The sequence below is a fragment of the Mesorhizobium sp. M0293 genome (genome assembly GCF_040321735.1).
In the GTDB taxonomy this organism is placed as follows: domain Bacteria; phylum Pseudomonadota; class Alphaproteobacteria; order Rhizobiales; family Rhizobiaceae; genus Mesorhizobium.
Window position 1 is genome coordinate 1 of record NZ_JAMYSA010000057.1, and the last position, 15,648, is coordinate 15,648.

At 61.9% G+C, this 15,648-nt stretch carries 13 protein-coding genes and 2 tRNA genes; 7 read left to right on the plus strand and 8 right to left on the minus strand.

Annotated elements, in window-relative coordinates; translation table 11 throughout:
• Positions 1-122: 122 nt before the first annotated feature.
• Entirely contained in the window at positions 123-1,799 is a 1,677-nt protein-coding gene (locus tag NKJ06_RS20980; RefSeq protein ID WP_352810493.1) for an ABC transporter substrate-binding protein, read from the minus strand.
• Between the two features lie 288 nt (positions 1,800-2,087).
• Between NKJ06_RS20980 and NKJ06_RS20985 the strand changes: the two genes are divergently transcribed.
• From NKJ06_RS20985 to NKJ06_RS21000, 4 genes are all read left to right on the plus strand, one after another.
• Positions 2,088-3,146: an ABC transporter ATP-binding protein gene (locus NKJ06_RS20985; RefSeq protein WP_352810494.1), complete on the plus strand. Its 1,059-nt coding sequence runs from the start codon at positions 2,088-2,090 to the stop codon at positions 3,144-3,146.
• A gap of 27 nt (positions 3,147-3,173) precedes the next feature.
• Positions 3,174-3,626 carry an RbsD/FucU family protein gene (locus NKJ06_RS20990; RefSeq protein ID WP_352655755.1) on the plus strand — a complete coding sequence of 151 codons (453 nt, stop codon included), beginning with the start codon at positions 3,174-3,176 and terminating at the stop codon, positions 3,624-3,626.
• A 4-nt stretch (positions 3,627-3,630) separates the two neighbouring features.
• Complete coding sequence (rbsK, locus tag NKJ06_RS20995) at positions 3,631-4,560, plus strand: ribokinase (protein WP_352810495.1); 930 nt, start codon at positions 3,631-3,633, stop codon at positions 4,558-4,560.
• A 1,003-nt stretch (positions 4,561-5,563) separates the two neighbouring features.
• Complete coding sequence (locus tag NKJ06_RS21000; protein WP_352629242.1) at positions 5,564-5,881, plus strand: hypothetical protein; 318 nt, start codon at positions 5,564-5,566, stop codon at positions 5,879-5,881.
• Positions 5,882-6,005: 124 nt separating this feature from the next.
• Here the strand turns inward: NKJ06_RS21000 and NKJ06_RS21005 are convergent.
• Positions 6,006-6,082: transfer RNA gene (locus NKJ06_RS21005), tRNA-Asp, on the minus strand.
• Positions 6,083-6,298: 216 nt separating this feature from the next.
• On the opposite strand from NKJ06_RS21005, the gene NKJ06_RS21010 reads away from it, so the two are divergent.
• Positions 6,299-6,374 (plus strand) — tRNA-Val (locus NKJ06_RS21010).
• 61 nt (positions 6,375-6,435) lie between these two features.
• On the opposite strand, the gene NKJ06_RS21015 is transcribed toward NKJ06_RS21010, so the two are convergent.
• The 5 genes from NKJ06_RS21015 to NKJ06_RS21035 all read right to left on the minus strand — a co-directional run bounded on the left by NKJ06_RS21015 (position 6,436) and on the right by NKJ06_RS21035 (position 11,374).
• A complete protein-coding gene (locus NKJ06_RS21015; RefSeq protein ID WP_352629241.1) occupies positions 6,436-7,206 on the minus strand; it encodes an SDR family oxidoreductase in 771 nt (256 codons plus the stop codon).
• Between the two features lie 13 nt (positions 7,207-7,219).
• The gene (locus NKJ06_RS21020) at positions 7,220-8,215 is read right to left on the minus strand and encodes an ABC transporter permease (protein ID WP_352629239.1); all 996 of its coding nucleotides are present in this window, start codon (positions 8,213-8,215) and stop codon (positions 7,220-7,222) included.
• Between the two features lie 149 nt (positions 8,216-8,364).
• On the minus strand, positions 8,365-9,405 hold the full coding sequence (locus NKJ06_RS21025; RefSeq protein ID WP_352629237.1) for a sugar ABC transporter substrate-binding protein: 1,041 nt from the start codon (positions 9,403-9,405) through the stop codon (positions 8,365-8,367).
• A gap of 41 nt (positions 9,406-9,446) precedes the next feature.
• Positions 9,447-10,211: an ATP-binding cassette domain-containing protein gene (locus tag NKJ06_RS21030; protein WP_352629235.1), complete on the minus strand. Its 765-nt coding sequence runs from the start codon at positions 10,209-10,211 to the stop codon at positions 9,447-9,449.
• Positions 10,208-11,374 carry an ROK family transcriptional regulator gene (locus NKJ06_RS21035; RefSeq protein ID WP_352629233.1) on the minus strand — a complete coding sequence of 389 codons (1,167 nt, stop codon included), beginning with the start codon at positions 11,372-11,374 and terminating at the stop codon, positions 10,208-10,210. Before NKJ06_RS21035 ends, NKJ06_RS21030 begins: the two co-directional genes overlap by 4 nt.
• Positions 11,375-11,598: 224 nt before the next feature.
• Here NKJ06_RS21035 and NKJ06_RS21040 point away from each other — a divergent pair, with 224 nt between their 5' ends.
• Together NKJ06_RS21040 and NKJ06_RS21045 are read left to right on the plus strand one after the other, a co-directional pair.
• Positions 11,599-12,777 carry a M24 family metallopeptidase gene (locus NKJ06_RS21040; RefSeq protein WP_352629230.1) on the plus strand — a complete coding sequence of 393 codons (1,179 nt, stop codon included), beginning with the start codon at positions 11,599-11,601 and terminating at the stop codon, positions 12,775-12,777.
• Positions 12,778-13,292: 515 nt separating this feature from the next.
• Complete coding sequence (locus tag NKJ06_RS21045; protein WP_352629228.1) at positions 13,293-14,042, plus strand: methyltransferase domain-containing protein; 750 nt, start codon at positions 13,293-13,295, stop codon at positions 14,040-14,042.
• A 236-nt stretch (positions 14,043-14,278) separates the two neighbouring features.
• Here NKJ06_RS21045 and NKJ06_RS21050 read toward each other — a convergent pair whose 3' ends face one another.
• Positions 14,279-15,583 carry a M23 family metallopeptidase gene (locus NKJ06_RS21050; RefSeq protein WP_352629227.1) on the minus strand — a complete coding sequence of 435 codons (1,305 nt, stop codon included), beginning with the start codon at positions 15,581-15,583 and terminating at the stop codon, positions 14,279-14,281.
• Positions 15,584-15,648 lie beyond the last annotated feature (65 nt).

The following is a 15,648-nucleotide window of genomic DNA, read 5'->3' on the forward strand; positions in this document are numbered from 1 at the left end:
CCCCCTGACATCTCCCTCTCCAGGGCCCTGTTAGAAAACTCACCTTTCCGTCCGCTTCCCCGCCGCCGGGGCGGGATTTCGGGGGGGGGGTGTGCCCCCCCCCCCACGGTTCATAGGCCAGCCTACATGCCGAGCGAAGCCTTGTAGAGCTTGACCTGGTTGTCGCGACCGATCTGGTCGGTCAGCTTCTCCCAGGCCGCCGCAATGGCGTCGGCGCCTTCCTGCGCCTTCATCTTGCCGGCGAAGGTGTTGGCCAAAATATCCTCGGCGGCACTGTAGTACTGGAAGATGCCGGGGATGCGTGGCTCAATCGCAGCGTTCGGGTGGTTGTAGCTGTCGGATTCCGACTTGAGGTACGAGGTGATGAAGGCCTCGTCGTAGCCGGCGGCAACCCATTCCGGAATGTCGAAGTGCGAGTTGCGGTAGGGCTGGAAGCCCGACGGATACATCGCCGTCCAGATCGACAGGTCCTTGCCGCCGAGATGGGCGGCGGCGGACCATGCCGCCTTTTTCTTCTTCTCGTCGGCATCGACGCGAGCCATGACATAGACGCCCCAGCCGAGATAGGCGCAGTTAGGCGCATAGTTCGGGCCGCTGGCCAGTTTGTCCCAGGCGCCGGTCTTGGAATTGTAGACATCGTCGGAGCCTGGCAGGATCGAGAAGCCTGTGACATCGCCGACGACCGAGGAGTCGTTAGTTTTCGCATTCGAGCCCGCATCTCCCCACCAAGCCAGCATCGAACCAGTGCCGCCCAGGAATTGGGAGAAACAGGTCTGGTTCGGGTCGGCATTGATTTGATCTTGCGGCTCGGAAGGCAGCGCATCGATCACGTCCTGGATCGCGCGCACCCAAGCTGGGTTGTTGACGCGCGGTTTCATGGTATCCGGATCGAATAGCCACGCCTTGTCATCCGGATGCTTGGCATAGGCGGAGGCGCGGCTGCCGAGGAAATAGAAGCCGAAGCCGCCCCAGGGCTTGGGCGCGTCGAGGTAGCCGTAAACGTCCTGGCCCTTCACCTGCTTGCCCTTGAGGAACTTGGTCACTACCTGCACCTGCTGCCAGGTCTTCGGCACGCCCCACTCCGTCAGGCCTGCCTTGTCGCCGCTATCGGTTTTCCAGGCTGCTGCCAGATCAGAGTCGGAGAACACGTCGGTGCGGTAGTTGAAGTTGTGCGCGTCTCCGTCGACGGTCACGCGATACTGCTTGCCGTTCCAGGTGCCGACCGGCGGCTTCAGATAGGCCACCAGATCGTCCATATCGATCTGCTTCCTGACCCAGTCGGGCATCTCGGAAGTGAGGCCCTTGCCGCAGACATCGCCTTCGAAAGGCGCGCCCATCTCGACGATATCAAAGTCGATTGTGTTCGTGGCGATAGCCTGCTGCAGGCGCGGATTGTAGTCGGCCTGCGCCAGGTCGATCCAATTGATCTTGGCGCCGGTATAGGTCTCCCATGGCTTCAGAAAGCCGCGGAACAGAACATTGTGCAGGTTCTGGTTGTTGAGACCCATGAAGGTCAGCTCGACGCCGGCGAATTCGCCTTCCTTGACGTTGGCCTTGGTCGCCTCGAGGCAGAGTTCACCGACCTTCTGGAAATCGGCGTCCGTCGGCTGGCCTTTGCCGACGCCGGGAATCTGCAGGATTTTGGAGCGCAATTCGCTTGCGGCGGAAGCCGGGCGCGTCAAGGCTCCAAGCCCGGCGCCCGATGCGGCTGCAATCGCGGCCATGCTGGCCGCACCCTTCAATATGTCGCGCCTTGTGGCGCCGGCACGAACCAGTTTCTCGTAAAGCCCCGTTTTCATCGCCTATTCCTCCCAGAACTTCAGTGTGAATAAATTGACCAACTGTCGGACGCTGGAGCGCCAACGATGCTCCCGGTTCGGAAACGAATTAGGCAGGACCCCACCCTGCGTCGATTGAAGTTCCGATTGCGGATCGGGTACCGACATTTTGACCAGCACCTGCCACTATTCTCACAACCAAACGCCGTGTCAACGAGAACGGTTTTTATCTATAAGAGACCGACTTGCCCTGGCAGGTCGCGTTGGTTAGCTTCTGCGCCTACGGCTAATGGAGCCGATGGGGGAGACATGGCGCAAGTCGCGATCAGCAAGGTGGCCAAAGCCTTTGGAACGGTCAAGGTTCTGCACGAAGTCAGCGTCGATATCGCAGACGGACAGTTCGTGGTGCTCGTTGGCCCTTCGGGTTGCGGCAAATCCACGCTGCTCAGAATGGTGGCCGGGCTGGAAACCGTCTCCGCCGGCACGATTGCGATCGGCGACCGCGTCGTCAATCATCTGCCGCCCGCCAAGCGCGACATCGCCATGGTGTTCCAGAACTATGCGCTCTATCCCCACAAGACGGTCGAGCAGAACATGGCCTTTGCGCTCAAGCTGCGGAAAACCGATCCGGCCGTGGTCGCCGAACGGGTCAAGCGTGCCGCCGACATTCTCGACCTCAATCCCTATTTGAAGCGCTATCCCAGGCAGCTTTCCGGCGGCCAGCGCCAGCGCGTGGCGATGGGCCGCGCCATCGTGCGCAATCCGCAAGTGTTCCTGTTCGACGAGCCGCTCTCCAATCTCGACGCCAAGCTGCGCGTGCAGATGCGCACCGAGATCAAGGAACTGCATCAGCGGCTGAAAACCACCACCATCTACGTCACCCACGACCAGATCGAGGCCATGACCATGGCCGACAAGATCGTCGTCATGCGCGACGGCCGCATCGAGCAGGTCGGCGCGCCGCTGGAACTGTTCGACCGGCCGGCCAATCTGTTTGTCGCCGGCTTCATCGGTTCGCCTTCGATGAACCTGCTCAAGGGCGTCATGCGCAAGGGCGCCAGGCCCGGTGTGGACATTGCAGGCACGCTGTTTCCGGTTGCATCGGACAATGCCGCACAGGACGGCCAGGCCGTCGTCTATGGCGTGCGGCCGGAGCATCTCGAAATCCATCCCGATGGCGTGCCGGCGAAGATTTCGGTGGTCGAGCCGACCGGCTCGGAAACGCTGGTGTTCCTGCGCTTCGGCGAAGGCGAGATGGTGGCGCTGTTTCGCGAGCGCCACGACTTCAAGCCGGGCGATACGCTTACCCTGAAGCCGCGGCTCGACCAGATCCACCTTTTCGACGCCGAGACCGGCAAGCGTCTCTGATTTCAACCGGATTTCACGAGGACTATCATGCTCAAAGGCATCAACCCGCTGCTCAATGCCGACGTGCTGCAGGCATTGCGGGCAATGGGCCATGGCGATGATCTGATCATCGCCGACACCAATTTTCCGTCCGATTCGGTGGCGCGCCAGACAGCGCTCGGCCGCGTGCTGCGCATCGATGCGTCGGCTGCCGAGGTCGCAAAGGCGGTGCTGTCTCTCTACCCGCTGGACACGTTCGTCGATGACTCCGCCGCGCGCATGGAGATTGTCGGCAAGCCGGACGAGATTCCCGCTGTGCAGAAAGAGGTACAAAAGGAAATCGACGCGGCCGAGGGCAAGTCGTGGCCGATGATAGCGGTCGAGCGCTACGCCTTCTACGAGCGCGCCAAGCAGGCCTATTGCGTCATCCAGACCGGCGAGCGCCGCTTCTATGGCTGCTTCGCTTTCCGCAAGGGCGTCGTGCCGCCGGATGCGGAGTAGCGGCATGGCTTCGGGCAAGCCTATCGTCATCTTGGGTGTGTTCGTCGCCGACACCGCCTACAGGGCGCAGCGGCAGCCGCGCATGGGTGAAACGATCCTTGGCACATCCTTCACGCTGGGGCCGGGCGGCAAGGGCTCGAACCAGGCAGTGGCCGCCGGCAAGCTCGGCGCCAACGTCACCTTCCTGACCCGTCTCGGCGTCGATCCCTTCGCGGATATGGCGAGGCAGACCTGGGCACAAGCGGGCGTCAAGAATGCCGCCATCGACACGCCTGAAAGCTATACCGGCGCGGCCTACATCTTCGTCGAGGAGACGACCGGCAACAACGCCATCATCGTCAGCCCCGGCGCCGCCATGCTGATCTCGCCAGCCGATATCGAGGCCAATGCCGGGCTGATCGGCAGTGCCGGCGTCTTTGTCACCCAGCTCGAACAACCGATCGAAGCAGCTACGCGGGCGCTGGAGATCGCGCGCGGGGCAGGGGTGACGACCATCCTCAACCCGGCGCCCGCGGCAATGCTTCCCGACCGCATCTATACGCTCTGCGACTATCTCACGCCCAATGAGACGGAGACGGAGGAATTGACCGGGATGAAGGTGTCCTCGGTCGACGAGGCGCGAGCCGCTGCGGACAAGCTGCTTGAAATGGGCGTCGGCACGGTCATCGTCACGCTGGGTGACAAGGGCGCGCTTTTGCACTCGAAGAACCGCTCCGACCATGTCCCGGCCGTCAGTGCCGGCCCGGTGGTCGAAACCACCGGTGCGGGGGACGCCTTCAATGGCGGGCTGGCCGCGGCGCTGTCACGGGGTGTGGAACCGCTTGAAGCGGTGCGTTTCGCCTGCGCCGTCGCCGGCATTTCAGTGACGCGACCAGGCACCGCGCCGTCCATGCCGACGCTGCAGGAGGTCGAGGCGCTGCTGGCGAGGGGATGAGGTTAGGGCAGCGCATGGCAAGATTGTCAAAGAGCGCTTGGTGGTAGCCATATTCTGGAGGCGGAGTCCCGTCTAATGTCGCCCTCTTGGCCCGTAAATCCGAGTCCAATGAGAAATCGGTCAAGACCAATCCGCGGATAGGCTTCCGCCACCGTGTCTAAATGCGCCAAACCACCTAGCCCGCGATTGCCATCCCAAGGCCAAGCCCAGGCCGATAGCGAGGCCCAGGACGAGCTTGCTGGCAAGATCGAGTGCGATGGCGCGGACAGGGCGCCATGCGTCCAGGCGGGGCGCTCTGAGGGCGTTCGAAAGGCCATCGAAGGTGGCTTCTATGCTCTGCTTCTAGATCAGAACGTGGCGAATGTGAATCTCCCGCCCGTTGCATCAAAGTCTAACGAGCTGGAAAGCGCACTGGAAAGCACGTGCGGTAACAGTTGATTCAACCATCGCTGGTATATTAGCTAGTGTGAGTAGCGGCTCCGACAGTGGGCGGGCGCTGAGTGCCGGAGCCGCCAGCGCAGTCCGGTTGGGGTTTGACCGCGCCGTCCTATTGTGGGACAGCGCGGTCAACGATTCGTTAAAATGCTCCGGGACTAATTAAGCGCATGCTAATTGAATCGCGGTTTCGCGAGTCAGTGCACGGCTTGTTCGGCTGCTCGGATTGCAAGGCTGGGGCACGCGACCGCCAACCGATGTCTTCACCTTCATTCCTGACTGCGAAGGCCGTGATCAGGCTCGCAATCGCTGTAGACGCCGGGCCGTTTAGGCCAAGCCCGCTGCCTCACGGTGGCGGGCTTTTGTCAACGCGACACGGTGCTGTGACAACGAACGATTTTCAAAGCTGCCCTCGGGTGCTCCCGGTGGCAGGACAGCTCCGCGGAGCGTGATTATATTAGCAATAAACGATATATTAACAGCCGTGATGCAGCCTTCCACATCACGGGGGGAAAACACCTCCTCGTCGACGTTTCCGGTGGACGGTCGACCAATGCGGAGCAAACGCATGAGTGTCGGAGCAGCTCTCGAACAATTGCTGCGGTTGATTCATCGCCGAGCCATGAAACTAGCGGCGATGCCGGAGGATGAAAGGGATTCACACTACGATCTCATCCGCCTGTCATGTTGCGCAGCCGCCGAACGCATTGGGCAAAGTCCCGACAAGGCCGCCATTACGGCAAACGATATGGTTGAATTTGTTCGCGCACTGGTTGGAATCATCGAGGTAGGCTGCGGATCAGACCAAAGGCCAAGTGACGATCGACCGGCCGCATCACCGGCACGGCATTTTGGCAGCCGGGAGAATGGCGCTGCGCGCATCTAGGGGACGCGCGCTTCAAGCGGCAGCAGTCGTCCGCGAATTCTTCGCAACCTGCCTACTGGTCCGATTGCCTGACATGGCCGAAGCCTACTTAGCGCGAAAACCATTTAACTATCAGTAAGTTAAATGGCGCGAGTGACGGGGCTCGAACCCGCGACCTCCGGCGTGACAGGCCGGCACTCTAACCAACTGAGCTACACCCGCGCATGGCGAACACGTGTCAGCCGTGTTCGTCGTTGGGGCGCTGGATAAGGGGTTCGCCACCGGGTGTCAAGCGTGACAGGACAGCATAACAGCAAACAGGAGAAGGTTTTTTGACAGCCAGCGTTTTGTTGGCAAAACCGGCATCCAACCAGGGCGTCCTGCGCTCATTTGGCCTTGCGAAGCCGACCCTGACCGCTTAAAGGTCCGGCCCGGAGCGGGCGATTAGCTCAGTTGGTAGAGCGCTTCGTTTACACCGAAGATGTCGGCGGTTCGAGCCCGTCATCGCCCACCATTCATCCCCTGTCTCAAGCGATTGCCAAAACGCGAAGCCGCGTCACTCGCGAGCGCAACGCTCAAGGCGGCAGAAGCCGAAAATCATTGCCTTCGGGCAGCAACTGCCCACCATCGACAACAATGGTCGTGCCGGTGATGTAGCTGGCGTCGTCGGAGGCGAGGAACAGGAAGGCGTTGGCGACGTCGCGCGGGCTGCCGAGGCGGCCGAGCGGGATGGAGTCTTCCATGTTCTTGATGTAGGCCGCGCCGCGATGCAGCTCGATCGCTTCGGTCAGGATGTTGCCAGGCTCGACGCCGTTGACGGTGATGCCGTAGCCGGAAAATTCCAGCGCTGCGGCCCGGATGAAGCCGTTGATGCCGGCCTTGCTGGCCGAATAGTGGCCATGGCCCGGGCTGGTGACATGCGGGCCAGTGATGGAGGAGGTGTAGAGCATGCGGCCGAAGCCTTGCGCTTTCATCGGCGCCAGGGCCGCGCGGCTGGCATTGAAGGTGCCGCGCAGATTGACCGCCATGACACGGTCCCAGTCGTCGGCGCTGGTGTTTTCGATCAGCTGCCAGGGATAGATGCCGGCATTCTGCACGATGATGTCGAGGCGGCCATGTTGTTTGAGCGCCAGCGCTACGGCGGCCTCGGCGTCGGCCATCAGCGAGATGTCGGTGCGGATGAAGGCGACGCCCAGTTCATCCGCGGTCGCTTGCCCGGCCTCGACCTCGGTGTCGGCGAGCACCAGCCTCGCACCCTCTTCGGCAAAGCGCAGGGCGATGCCCTTGCCGATGCCGCGGGCGCTGCCGATGATCAGCGCCACCTTGTCTTGCAGCCGATTGGTCATGCGAGCCGTCCTGTCATGCGAGTCTTTGGCGAATGGTTTGCTTGAAAGCGTCGAGCAGCACGGCGGCCAGCACCAGCAGGCCATGGATGACCTGGGTGAAATTGGCCGGCAGGCCCATCAGGTTGATCGCCGTGTTGATGGCCGAGAGCAAAAGCACGCCGGCATAGACGCCGGGCAGGGTGCCGACGCCGCCTTTCAGGCTGACGCCACCGATGACGACGGCGGCGAAGGCGTTGAACAGCAGGCCGACGCCGAGATTGGCGGTGGCGCCCGAGGTGCGGATCGCCAGCAGCCAGCCGGCAAGCCCGGCGATGGCGCCGGCGAGTACGAAAGCGATGACGAGATTGCGGTTGACGCGGATGCCGGCACGGAAGGTTGCGGTCTCGTTGCCGCCGATCATCACGAGATGCCGACCAAACGGCGTCTTGGCCATGATCAGTGAAAAGACGACGAAACAGGCGACAGCGATCCAGGCGGTCAGCGGCAGGCCGATCAGGCGCTGGATGCCGAACCAGCGGATGGCCGGCGCAAGATCCTGCGCCGAGCGGCCGCCCGAAATCACCAGCACAAGGCCGCGCACCCAGATGTAGGAGGCCAGCGTAATGATGAAGGCGCTCATCTTCACCTTGACCACGAGGTAGCCGTTGAAGGCGCCGATGATGCCGCCGACGGCCAGCGCAACGAGCAGCGAAACCGGAACCATCAGCCATTCCGGATGCAATTTCACGCCCATGCCGATGCCCGACGAGCAGAACAGGATGCCGACCGCCATGGCGCTGAGCGCGGCCACGGATTCCACCGACAAGTCCATGTGACCGGCGATGATGACCAGCGCCAGGCCGATCGACATGACGCCGAGAACACTGGAAGCCTCGATGATGTTGGCGAAGATGCCGAGCTGGAAATAGTTCGGGACAAAGATGGAAAAGACCACCAGCACGAACAGCAGCATGAACCAGACGAGGTTATCGAGAACGAACTCCAGGGCTTTGCGTGTGCGCGGGTTCATGGGCTGATCCGGTTGGCGCATGTCCCGCGAAATCAATTCGATTTCGTCAGGTTCAGGCGCGGATTCAAATTCGCCACGGCGTCCTTTCGGACGCGGCGTTGTGAAAGGGCAGGCTCCGGGCCGTAGCGGCCCGGAGCGCTTTCAAATGACTATTCGACCGACTTGACGGTGTCCGTCGGCGGCTTCTGGTTGCCCCAGAAGGCCGGATTGTCGACGTTCTCCTTGGTGATCGCGGCACCGGGGATCTTGATGTTCGGGCCCCAGGCTTCCTTGGTGACGGTCGATTTCAGGCCGAGCACGTCGTATTCGCCGGGCTTGATCTCTTCCTTCTTGGCGATCTTGTCCATGAACATGGCGACAGCCGCGGCCTGCGCGTAGAGCGGCTGCTCGACCTCGACGTTGAGCCAGCCCTTGCGGATGAGGTCGAGGCCGACCGGCGCGCCGTTCGAGCTCATCAGCATGACGTCGCCCGGCTTCTTGCCGGCGGCCTCGAGCGAGGCGACGGCAGCGACCGACAGGTGCGCGGCATGGCTGAAGATCAGGTCGATGTCTGGGTTTGCCAGCATCTGGTCGGCAACGATGGTGCCGGCATTGCTGGCTTCCCACTGCATGGCCGGAAGCGAGATGATCTTGACGTCCGGAAACGCCTTCATCTTCTCCTCAAAGCCCTTCTGGATGTCGAGCGTGTAGGGGTCACCCGGATCGCCGAGCACCTGCAGCACCTTGCCCTTCACCGAGCCGTTCTTGGCTTTCAGAAGCTTCTCGGCCTGGTCGGCGGCGACGTAGCCGATCTCGATCGTTCCGGCGACCGAGGTGAAGTCGGATGGTGTCGAGGTGATCTGGCGGTCGAATTCGACCACCGGGATGCCGGCCGCGCGGGCAGCCTCGATGGACGGTTTCAGCGCATTGAAGTCGACCGCGGCAAGGATGATCGCCGCCGGCTTCAGCGCGATGACGTCGTTCATCTGCGATTGCTGGGCGTCGGTCTTGTTGTCGGCGTTCAGCGTCTTCATCTCGTAGCCGGTCTGCTTCAGGAACAGCTCCAGCGCGCTCACCGAGCCGGTCTGGAACTCATCGAGCAGTGTCGGCACCATGTAGTAGACAATACCCTTGGACTGGGCGAATGCCGGCGTGAGCGTGGCAAAGGCCAGTGCAAGGATACCGAAGACAGCAAGAAGTATTCGCTTCATGTCGTTCGCTCCTCTTTTACGCCGGACCCCTCTTTTGTCCCTCAGCCCGCCGGTCCGGCACCGGCAAGCGTCTCTCCGGTGATCATGTTGATCACCGCGTCGGGACTTGTTTTGTTGCGTGCGACATCGCCCGCCACGACGCCTTGCCGGATCACCACGATCCGGTCGGCGACCTGGAAGGCCTGCTGCATGATATGGGTGATGATGACGACGCCGATGCCCTGGTTCGCCACCTGGCGGATCATGTCGAGGCCGCGCCGCGTCTGTTCGACGCCGAGGGCGGCAAACGGCTCATCGAGCAGCACCAGCTTGCCGCCCCAATGCACGAAGCGGTTGAGCTCGATGGCCTGCCGCTGGCCGCCCGAAAGGTGCTCGACATTGGTGCGCAGCGAGGGAATGCGGGTGCCGGCACTGGCCAGCGCCTTTCCGACGACGGCTTCCATGGCGCGCTCGTCGAGCACGGGAATGCCAAGAACCTTCCTGGTGATTTCGCGGCCCATGAAGAAATTGGCCACAACGTCGACATTGGTGCACAGCGACAGGTCCTGGTAGACGGTCTCGATGCCCGCCGCCTTGGCCTCGGCGGGTGATCTGGCAAGGAACTCCTTGCCTTCGAACAGCATGCGGCCCGAGGTCGGCTCCAGTCCGCCTGATATGATCTTGACCAGCGTCGATTTGCCGGCGCCGTTGTCGCCCAGCAGCGCCACGACCTCGCCCTTGCCGATCGAGAAGCTGATCCCCTTGAGCGCTTCGATGGCGCCATAATTCTTGGTGACGTTGTCGAGCACCAGCAGGGGTTCGTTCATGCCGCAATCTCCCTGCCTTTGATAAGGTCGCGCTCGCGCTCGCGTTCGGCAGCGAACATCTGCCCGAAGCGGGGTGACAGCACCCCCGAAACCGCAAGGGCGGCGGCGCCGCGCAACACCGAATGTTGCCCGCCGCGCGCGACGATGATTCGAGGCGTCGTGCGGTCCTTCCGCGCGGAAACGGAATTGTGCAGGCCGGCAGCCGAACCGGCAAGCAGTTCGAGTAGATCGGTGGACGCCAGCCCGCCGAGGATGACCGTTTCAGGGTCGAACAGGTTCTCGATGATGGCGACGGCATTGTGGAAGATCGGGGCGACTTCGGCGACCCAATCGGCCTCACTGCCGTTCCAGCGCAGGAGCGCCTCGAGCGAGAGGTATCTTTCGAGACAGCCGCTGTTGCCGCACGGGCAGACCTCACCACCGGGAATGACGGGAATGTGCCCGATCTCGCCGGCATTTCCCCATGCACCGCGCAACGCGCTGCCGTCGTGAACCATCACCCCGCCAAGGCCGACGCCGAAATAGAGATAGTAATATTCGGAAAACTGGGCCCCGAGGCCGTATAGGCGCTCGCCCATGGCCGCGGCCGCCATGTCGGTTTCAAAGAAGGCCGGCAGCCCGGTCGACGCCGCCAGCCGCTCACCCAGCGCCACATCCTTCCAGCCGCTCATGGTGGTCGGACCGACGAAACTCATGGATTCGACGTCGAACGGGCCGGGCAGGGCCATGCCGACGCCCAGAACCCGTCCTCCAGCCCGGAGTCTGGTCAATTCAACCACCATCGCCCCGATCAGATCGAAGGCATGGTCCGGCGTCGCGTTCGGCGCTTCGCGGTAGGTGCTCTCGATCACGTCGCCGCTCAGATTGATCAAGGCGGCATTGATACCAAGCGGGGTGAGGTGGACGCCGACGGCATAGCCACCCTCGGGATTGATCCGCAAGGTCGCCGGAGGCAGGCCGCGCCCCTTCGGCTCTTCGCGCAGCGACAGGATGTAGCCCTGTTCTTCCAGCTCTCGAACGATGGTCGATACCGTCTGGACGGTAAGCCCGACACGCCTGGCGATCTCGCCGCGTGCGATCGGCCCATGGAGGCGGATGGACTCGAGCACGATGCGCCGGTTGTACGGCCGCCCGAACTCCTGATTGGTCCCCCGCAGTGCCATGATTTGCGCCCCTTAGGAGAGGGTAGCTTCGCATCACTTATTTATTCAGTCAAATGGAATTCAAAAATAAATTGATGGCGAAGTCCAGATCGAAAGTCGGCTGTGGAGGACGTATCCGGTCCAGGACCTGCTCACGCGCCGGCCTGGCCGATTGCCGCGATGTCGAAACCGCTTCATGGGTTAGCGAACCCGCGACCGTTGATCCAACAAAGCATGGAGCAAAGATGATCGAATTGCCGTTTGCCCGCGACGAGTACCAGATGCGGCTTCGCAAGATACGCACGGCGATGGCAAAACGCGGTCTCGAGTTGCTGATCGTCAACGACGTTGCCAACCAGCATTACATCACCGGCTACGATGGCTGGTCGTTTTATACGCCGCAGGTGGTGCTGGTTCCAATCGAGGATGTCGAGCCGGTCTGGATCGGGCGCGCCATGGATGCGGCCGGCGGTCTTCTGACAGCCTGGATGAAGCCTGAGAACGTGGTTGGCTTCCCGGAGGACCATGTTCAGCGCGGCGATCGCCATCCCATGGACTGGATCGCGAACTGGATCGTGGCGAAGGGCTGGGGGAACCGCCCTATCGGTATCGAGCTGGAAGCCTACTATTTCTCTCCGAAAGGGCATGCCCGGCTTGTCGCCGGACTTCCCAATGCGAAATGGCATGATGGCGATCTGCTGGTGAACTGGATCCGCGCGGTCAAATCGGCGCCCGAGATCGCCTATTTGCGCAAGGCCTCGACGCTCGCCGAAGCGGCGGTCACGCGGGCCTTCGAGGTGATCGCGCCAGGTGTTCGCGAGTGCGATGCCATCGCGGCCATCCAGGCGGCGCAGATCGGGGGCAGCCCGGACTTCGCGGGCGACATCACCGCGCTTCCGCCGACGATACTCGGCGGCGAGAACGCTTCCGCGCCGCACATCATGTGGAGCGACAGGCGGTTCGGGGACAATGAGACGATTGCCTTGGAGCTTGCCGGTGTCTGCCGTCGCTATGCCGCCGGACTTGCAAGAACCCTGCAACTCGGCAAAACGCCGACAAATGTCTCGGATACGGCAAAAGCGGTGATCGAGGGCATGGACGCGGTGCTCGATGCGGTCAGGCCGGGAACATCAGCCGAAGCCGTCGAGGGCGCCTGGCGCAAGGTCATTCAACGCTACGGACTGAAGAAGGAGTCGCGCATCGGCTATTCCATCGGCGTCGCCTATCCGCCGGATTGGGGCGAACACACGATCAGCCTCAGGCCGGGCGACAAGACTGTGCTTGAACCAGGCAACGTCGTTCATTCCATCCTCGGCATGTGGATGGACGGCTGGGGCATCGAGATCAGCGAGACCATCCTGGTCACCGAAACCGGCAATGAGACGCTGACGAAGTTCCCGCGAGAGATCCATGTTAAATCCTGAGGCTGCGGTTGCCGCTAACGCCGAGGCCTGCATCGACCCGACAATGTTTTCGACACGCCCGGATGGACCATCGCCGACGACTTTGGCTACAACAGCGAGAAGCGCCCGTCGGTCTATTTTCACTAGGAATCCGCAACGAGGCGGTCGGATCGGTCTTTCCGCTCCATCATGCCCGGTTTCGTGTTGACGAGGCCGCGTTGAAAGTTGGCGCGGCCACCCTGGTTTCGGCCGTGACCTCATTTCTGTCGATGCACTCGCGACGGTAAACGGTTTCGAGTTGGCCTGCGTGATGGCGCGGAGTCCGGTCTTCGTTCCGTTCGGCTTCAGGTATCGGCGGAGGGGCTGCCAGGGTAACGCCATTTTCAGCGCGCGCGAAATTGCGGTCCATGGCTCTTCCTCACATCTTTTGCGCAAGGTGGAAGAAGGCAGTGCGAAACTCTAAGGGGCTTGATTTTCACCGTCGCCCGCGCACTCGGATTCTAGTATAGGACCAATTTTGGAGGGGGGGAAATTTTGTGAGCAAAGATTTAAGCAAGGAGTACGGCCCGGCATTCTTTGAATCTCGCAGCCGGGAGGTTGGTATTGCTGAAACGGTCCTGCGCCCTTTGATTAGCCTGCTACGGCCGAAATCCGTCGTCGACTTTGGAACAGCTACAGGATCGTGGCTCGCCGCGTCAAAACGCCTTGGCGTGCAGAAAATAGGAGGTATCGACGGACCTTGGGTGCCCGCAGAGCAGAGGCTCATCGCGCCACACGAATTCACCGAAGCGAATTTTGAAGAAGAGTTGCCCGACCTTGGCCGATTCGATCTGGCGATTTCGGCGGAAGTGCTGGAGCATATCTCGGGCCCGGCATCTCTCAGAGCCGTCGAGTGGCTGTGCCGCAGTGCGCCGGCAGTGCTGTTTTCTGCCGCTATTCCCTTTCAGGGCGGCATGCACCACATCAACGAACAATGGCAAAGCCATTGGGCAAATGCCTTCGAAACATACGGTTTCAAAGCCTATGACATAATCCGACCGGTGATTTGGACTGATACGTCAATCCCCGTTTATTACCGGCAAAACCTGATCTTGCTGGCTGACGACGAGACCGCAAGAAATCATGGTCTCGTCCCGGTCGCCCCTGCGTTCCTTGATCGCGTTCACCCTGAAGAGTACTTTTCAAAGCTGACAAAGCTAAAGCGGCGCACAATCACCGGGCGCATCAAATGGCTGCTTGCCGGAATGCATCGGCCGGAACGGTCCACGCTCCCGCGAAAGAGCTAAGCGGCAAAGACGGCGATGAACACGCCGGGCATATCGACGCCGGTGCCATTTGAGGCTGAGGTGGAACACGTCGGATGCCGACCACTAGATGGGCTTCGACAATCTGCGTTCGCCTTGCAAGGGGAAAGCCCCGCACGGCGACGAGAGTCCGAAAAAGGAATGGGGTCTGCGCGAGATAGAGGTTGTCCGAACGGCTCGGTTGCCTGAGACCGGGATTCAGCTCCCGGCCTGCGCGCTCAGAGATATTGTGCGACCTTCTTGCCGACCGTGAGGAAGCGCAAGGGATCGATCGCTTCGCCATTGTGGCGGACTTCGTAGTGCAGATGCGGGCCGGTCGAGCGGCCGCTGCTGCCGGTCTTGCCGATGACGGCGCCGGCATCCAGTTTCTCGCCCACGGTCACGTCGATCTCGCTGAGATGCCCGTAGCGCGTCGCAAAACCATTGCCGTGGTCGACTTCCACCATGCGGCCATAGCCGCCATTCCAGCCCGCCTTGGTGACGATTCCGGGCGCGGTGACCTTGGCGGCCATGCCGATCGGCGCCCTGAAATCCATGCCGGAATGGAGCGCGGCGGTGCCGAGGAGGGGATCGGTGCGCACGCCGAACGGGCTGGTGACGGAATGACCGGGGGCCGGATTGGTCAACGGGAGCTGGCGTGCTTCCTTCTTGAGGTGGTCGAGCGCGTCCAGCGCCTCGTCGAGTTCCTTGACCTTGCTGTCGAACATCATTGAGGAGTCGAGCGGGATCAGTGGTCCACCGACATCGCTGTTGTCCTTGCCGAAATCGCTGTCGACCGGCAGTCCTGCCGCCTCGAGCGCCTGGGTGATGGCATCGGCGCTCTTGTAGGCGTTGTCGGCAAGCGTGCTGATGCGGGTCAGTTGCTCGTTCTCGATGGATTTCAGCGACTGGTTGATCGAGACGAAGAGCTTGTCGGCACGATCGGCGGCTGAATCGTTGGGCAATGGATCGGAGCGGGTCGACCACAGCGAGAACGGCCTGGTGTCGCCGGCGCCGAGGTCGGCGCTCAGGCTGGCGACCGTATAATTCGGCGCGGGTTCCTTGATGCTGCCGGTCACTTCGGCGCGTTTGTCCGGCTTCGCAACCGCAGCCGGATCTTCGGCCGGCGCCGCGCCGGCTTCGTTCTCGGCGCGTTCGAGCAGCGGGCCAAGCCGACCGTGACGCTGGCTCAGCTGGCTCTGGCGTTCAAGCAGTTCGCTGACCTTGGTTTCCATCACTTGCTGGTCGAGCAACTGGCGGCTGGTGATGCGGTCGACCTGGGCGCGAAGCGCCGAAATGCGATCTTCATAGGCTTGCTGCATGCGCGCCTGCCGCGCCGTGGTGGCGCCGATCAGGTCGTCGCGCAGCACAAGATAGGAGGTGGCCATGAGGTAGCCGATAGCAATGGCGGCCAGCGCCGAGCCGATAAAGGCCGCGAACCAGGGTCGGATCGTAAAGTGCCGGATCTCGTTGCCCCGCGCGATGATGACCGTATGGGGCTCCTTGCGCCTGCCGAAGACTGCTGACTGACCGGTTGCGTTCACGGGACCAAGCTTTCGTTTACGACACAACGACAGCTTGACTACACATTATTAAGGTTAACAAAGGC

Bases quoted from the DNA above. Each gene is read 5' to 3' on its own strand.
- NKJ06_RS21020 (WP_352629239.1), bottom strand. From the start codon at position 8,215: ATGAACCCGCGCACACGCAAAGCCCTGGAGTTCGTTCTCGATAACCTC.
- NKJ06_RS20990 (WP_352655755.1), top strand. From the start codon at position 3,174: ATGCTCAAAGGCATCAACCCGCTGCTCAATGCCGACGTGCTGCAGGCA.
- NKJ06_RS21025 (WP_352629237.1), bottom strand. From the start codon at position 9,405: ATGAAGCGAATACTTCTTGCTGTCTTCGGTATCCTTGCACTGGCCTTT.
- NKJ06_RS21000 (WP_352629242.1), top strand. From the start codon at position 5,564: ATGAGTGTCGGAGCAGCTCTCGAACAATTGCTGCGGTTGATTCATCGC.
- NKJ06_RS21030 (WP_352629235.1), bottom strand. From the start codon at position 10,211: ATGAACGAACCCCTGCTGGTGCTCGACAACGTCACCAAGAATTATGGC.
- NKJ06_RS21035 (WP_352629233.1), bottom strand. From the start codon at position 11,374: ATGGCACTGCGGGGGACCAATCAGGAGTTCGGGCGGCCGTACAACCGG.
- NKJ06_RS21015 (WP_352629241.1), bottom strand. From the start codon at position 7,206: ATGACCAATCGGCTGCAAGACAAGGTGGCGCTGATCATCGGCAGCGCC.
- NKJ06_RS20985 (WP_352810494.1), top strand. From the start codon at position 2,088: ATGGCGCAAGTCGCGATCAGCAAGGTGGCCAAAGCCTTTGGAACGGTC.
- NKJ06_RS21040 (WP_352629230.1), top strand. From the start codon at position 11,599: ATGATCGAATTGCCGTTTGCCCGCGACGAGTACCAGATGCGGCTTCGC.
- NKJ06_RS20980 (WP_352810493.1), bottom strand. From the start codon at position 1,799: ATGAAAACGGGGCTTTACGAGAAACTGGTTCGTGCCGGCGCCACAAGG.
- rbsK (WP_352810495.1), top strand. From the start codon at position 3,631: ATGGCTTCGGGCAAGCCTATCGTCATCTTGGGTGTGTTCGTCGCCGAC.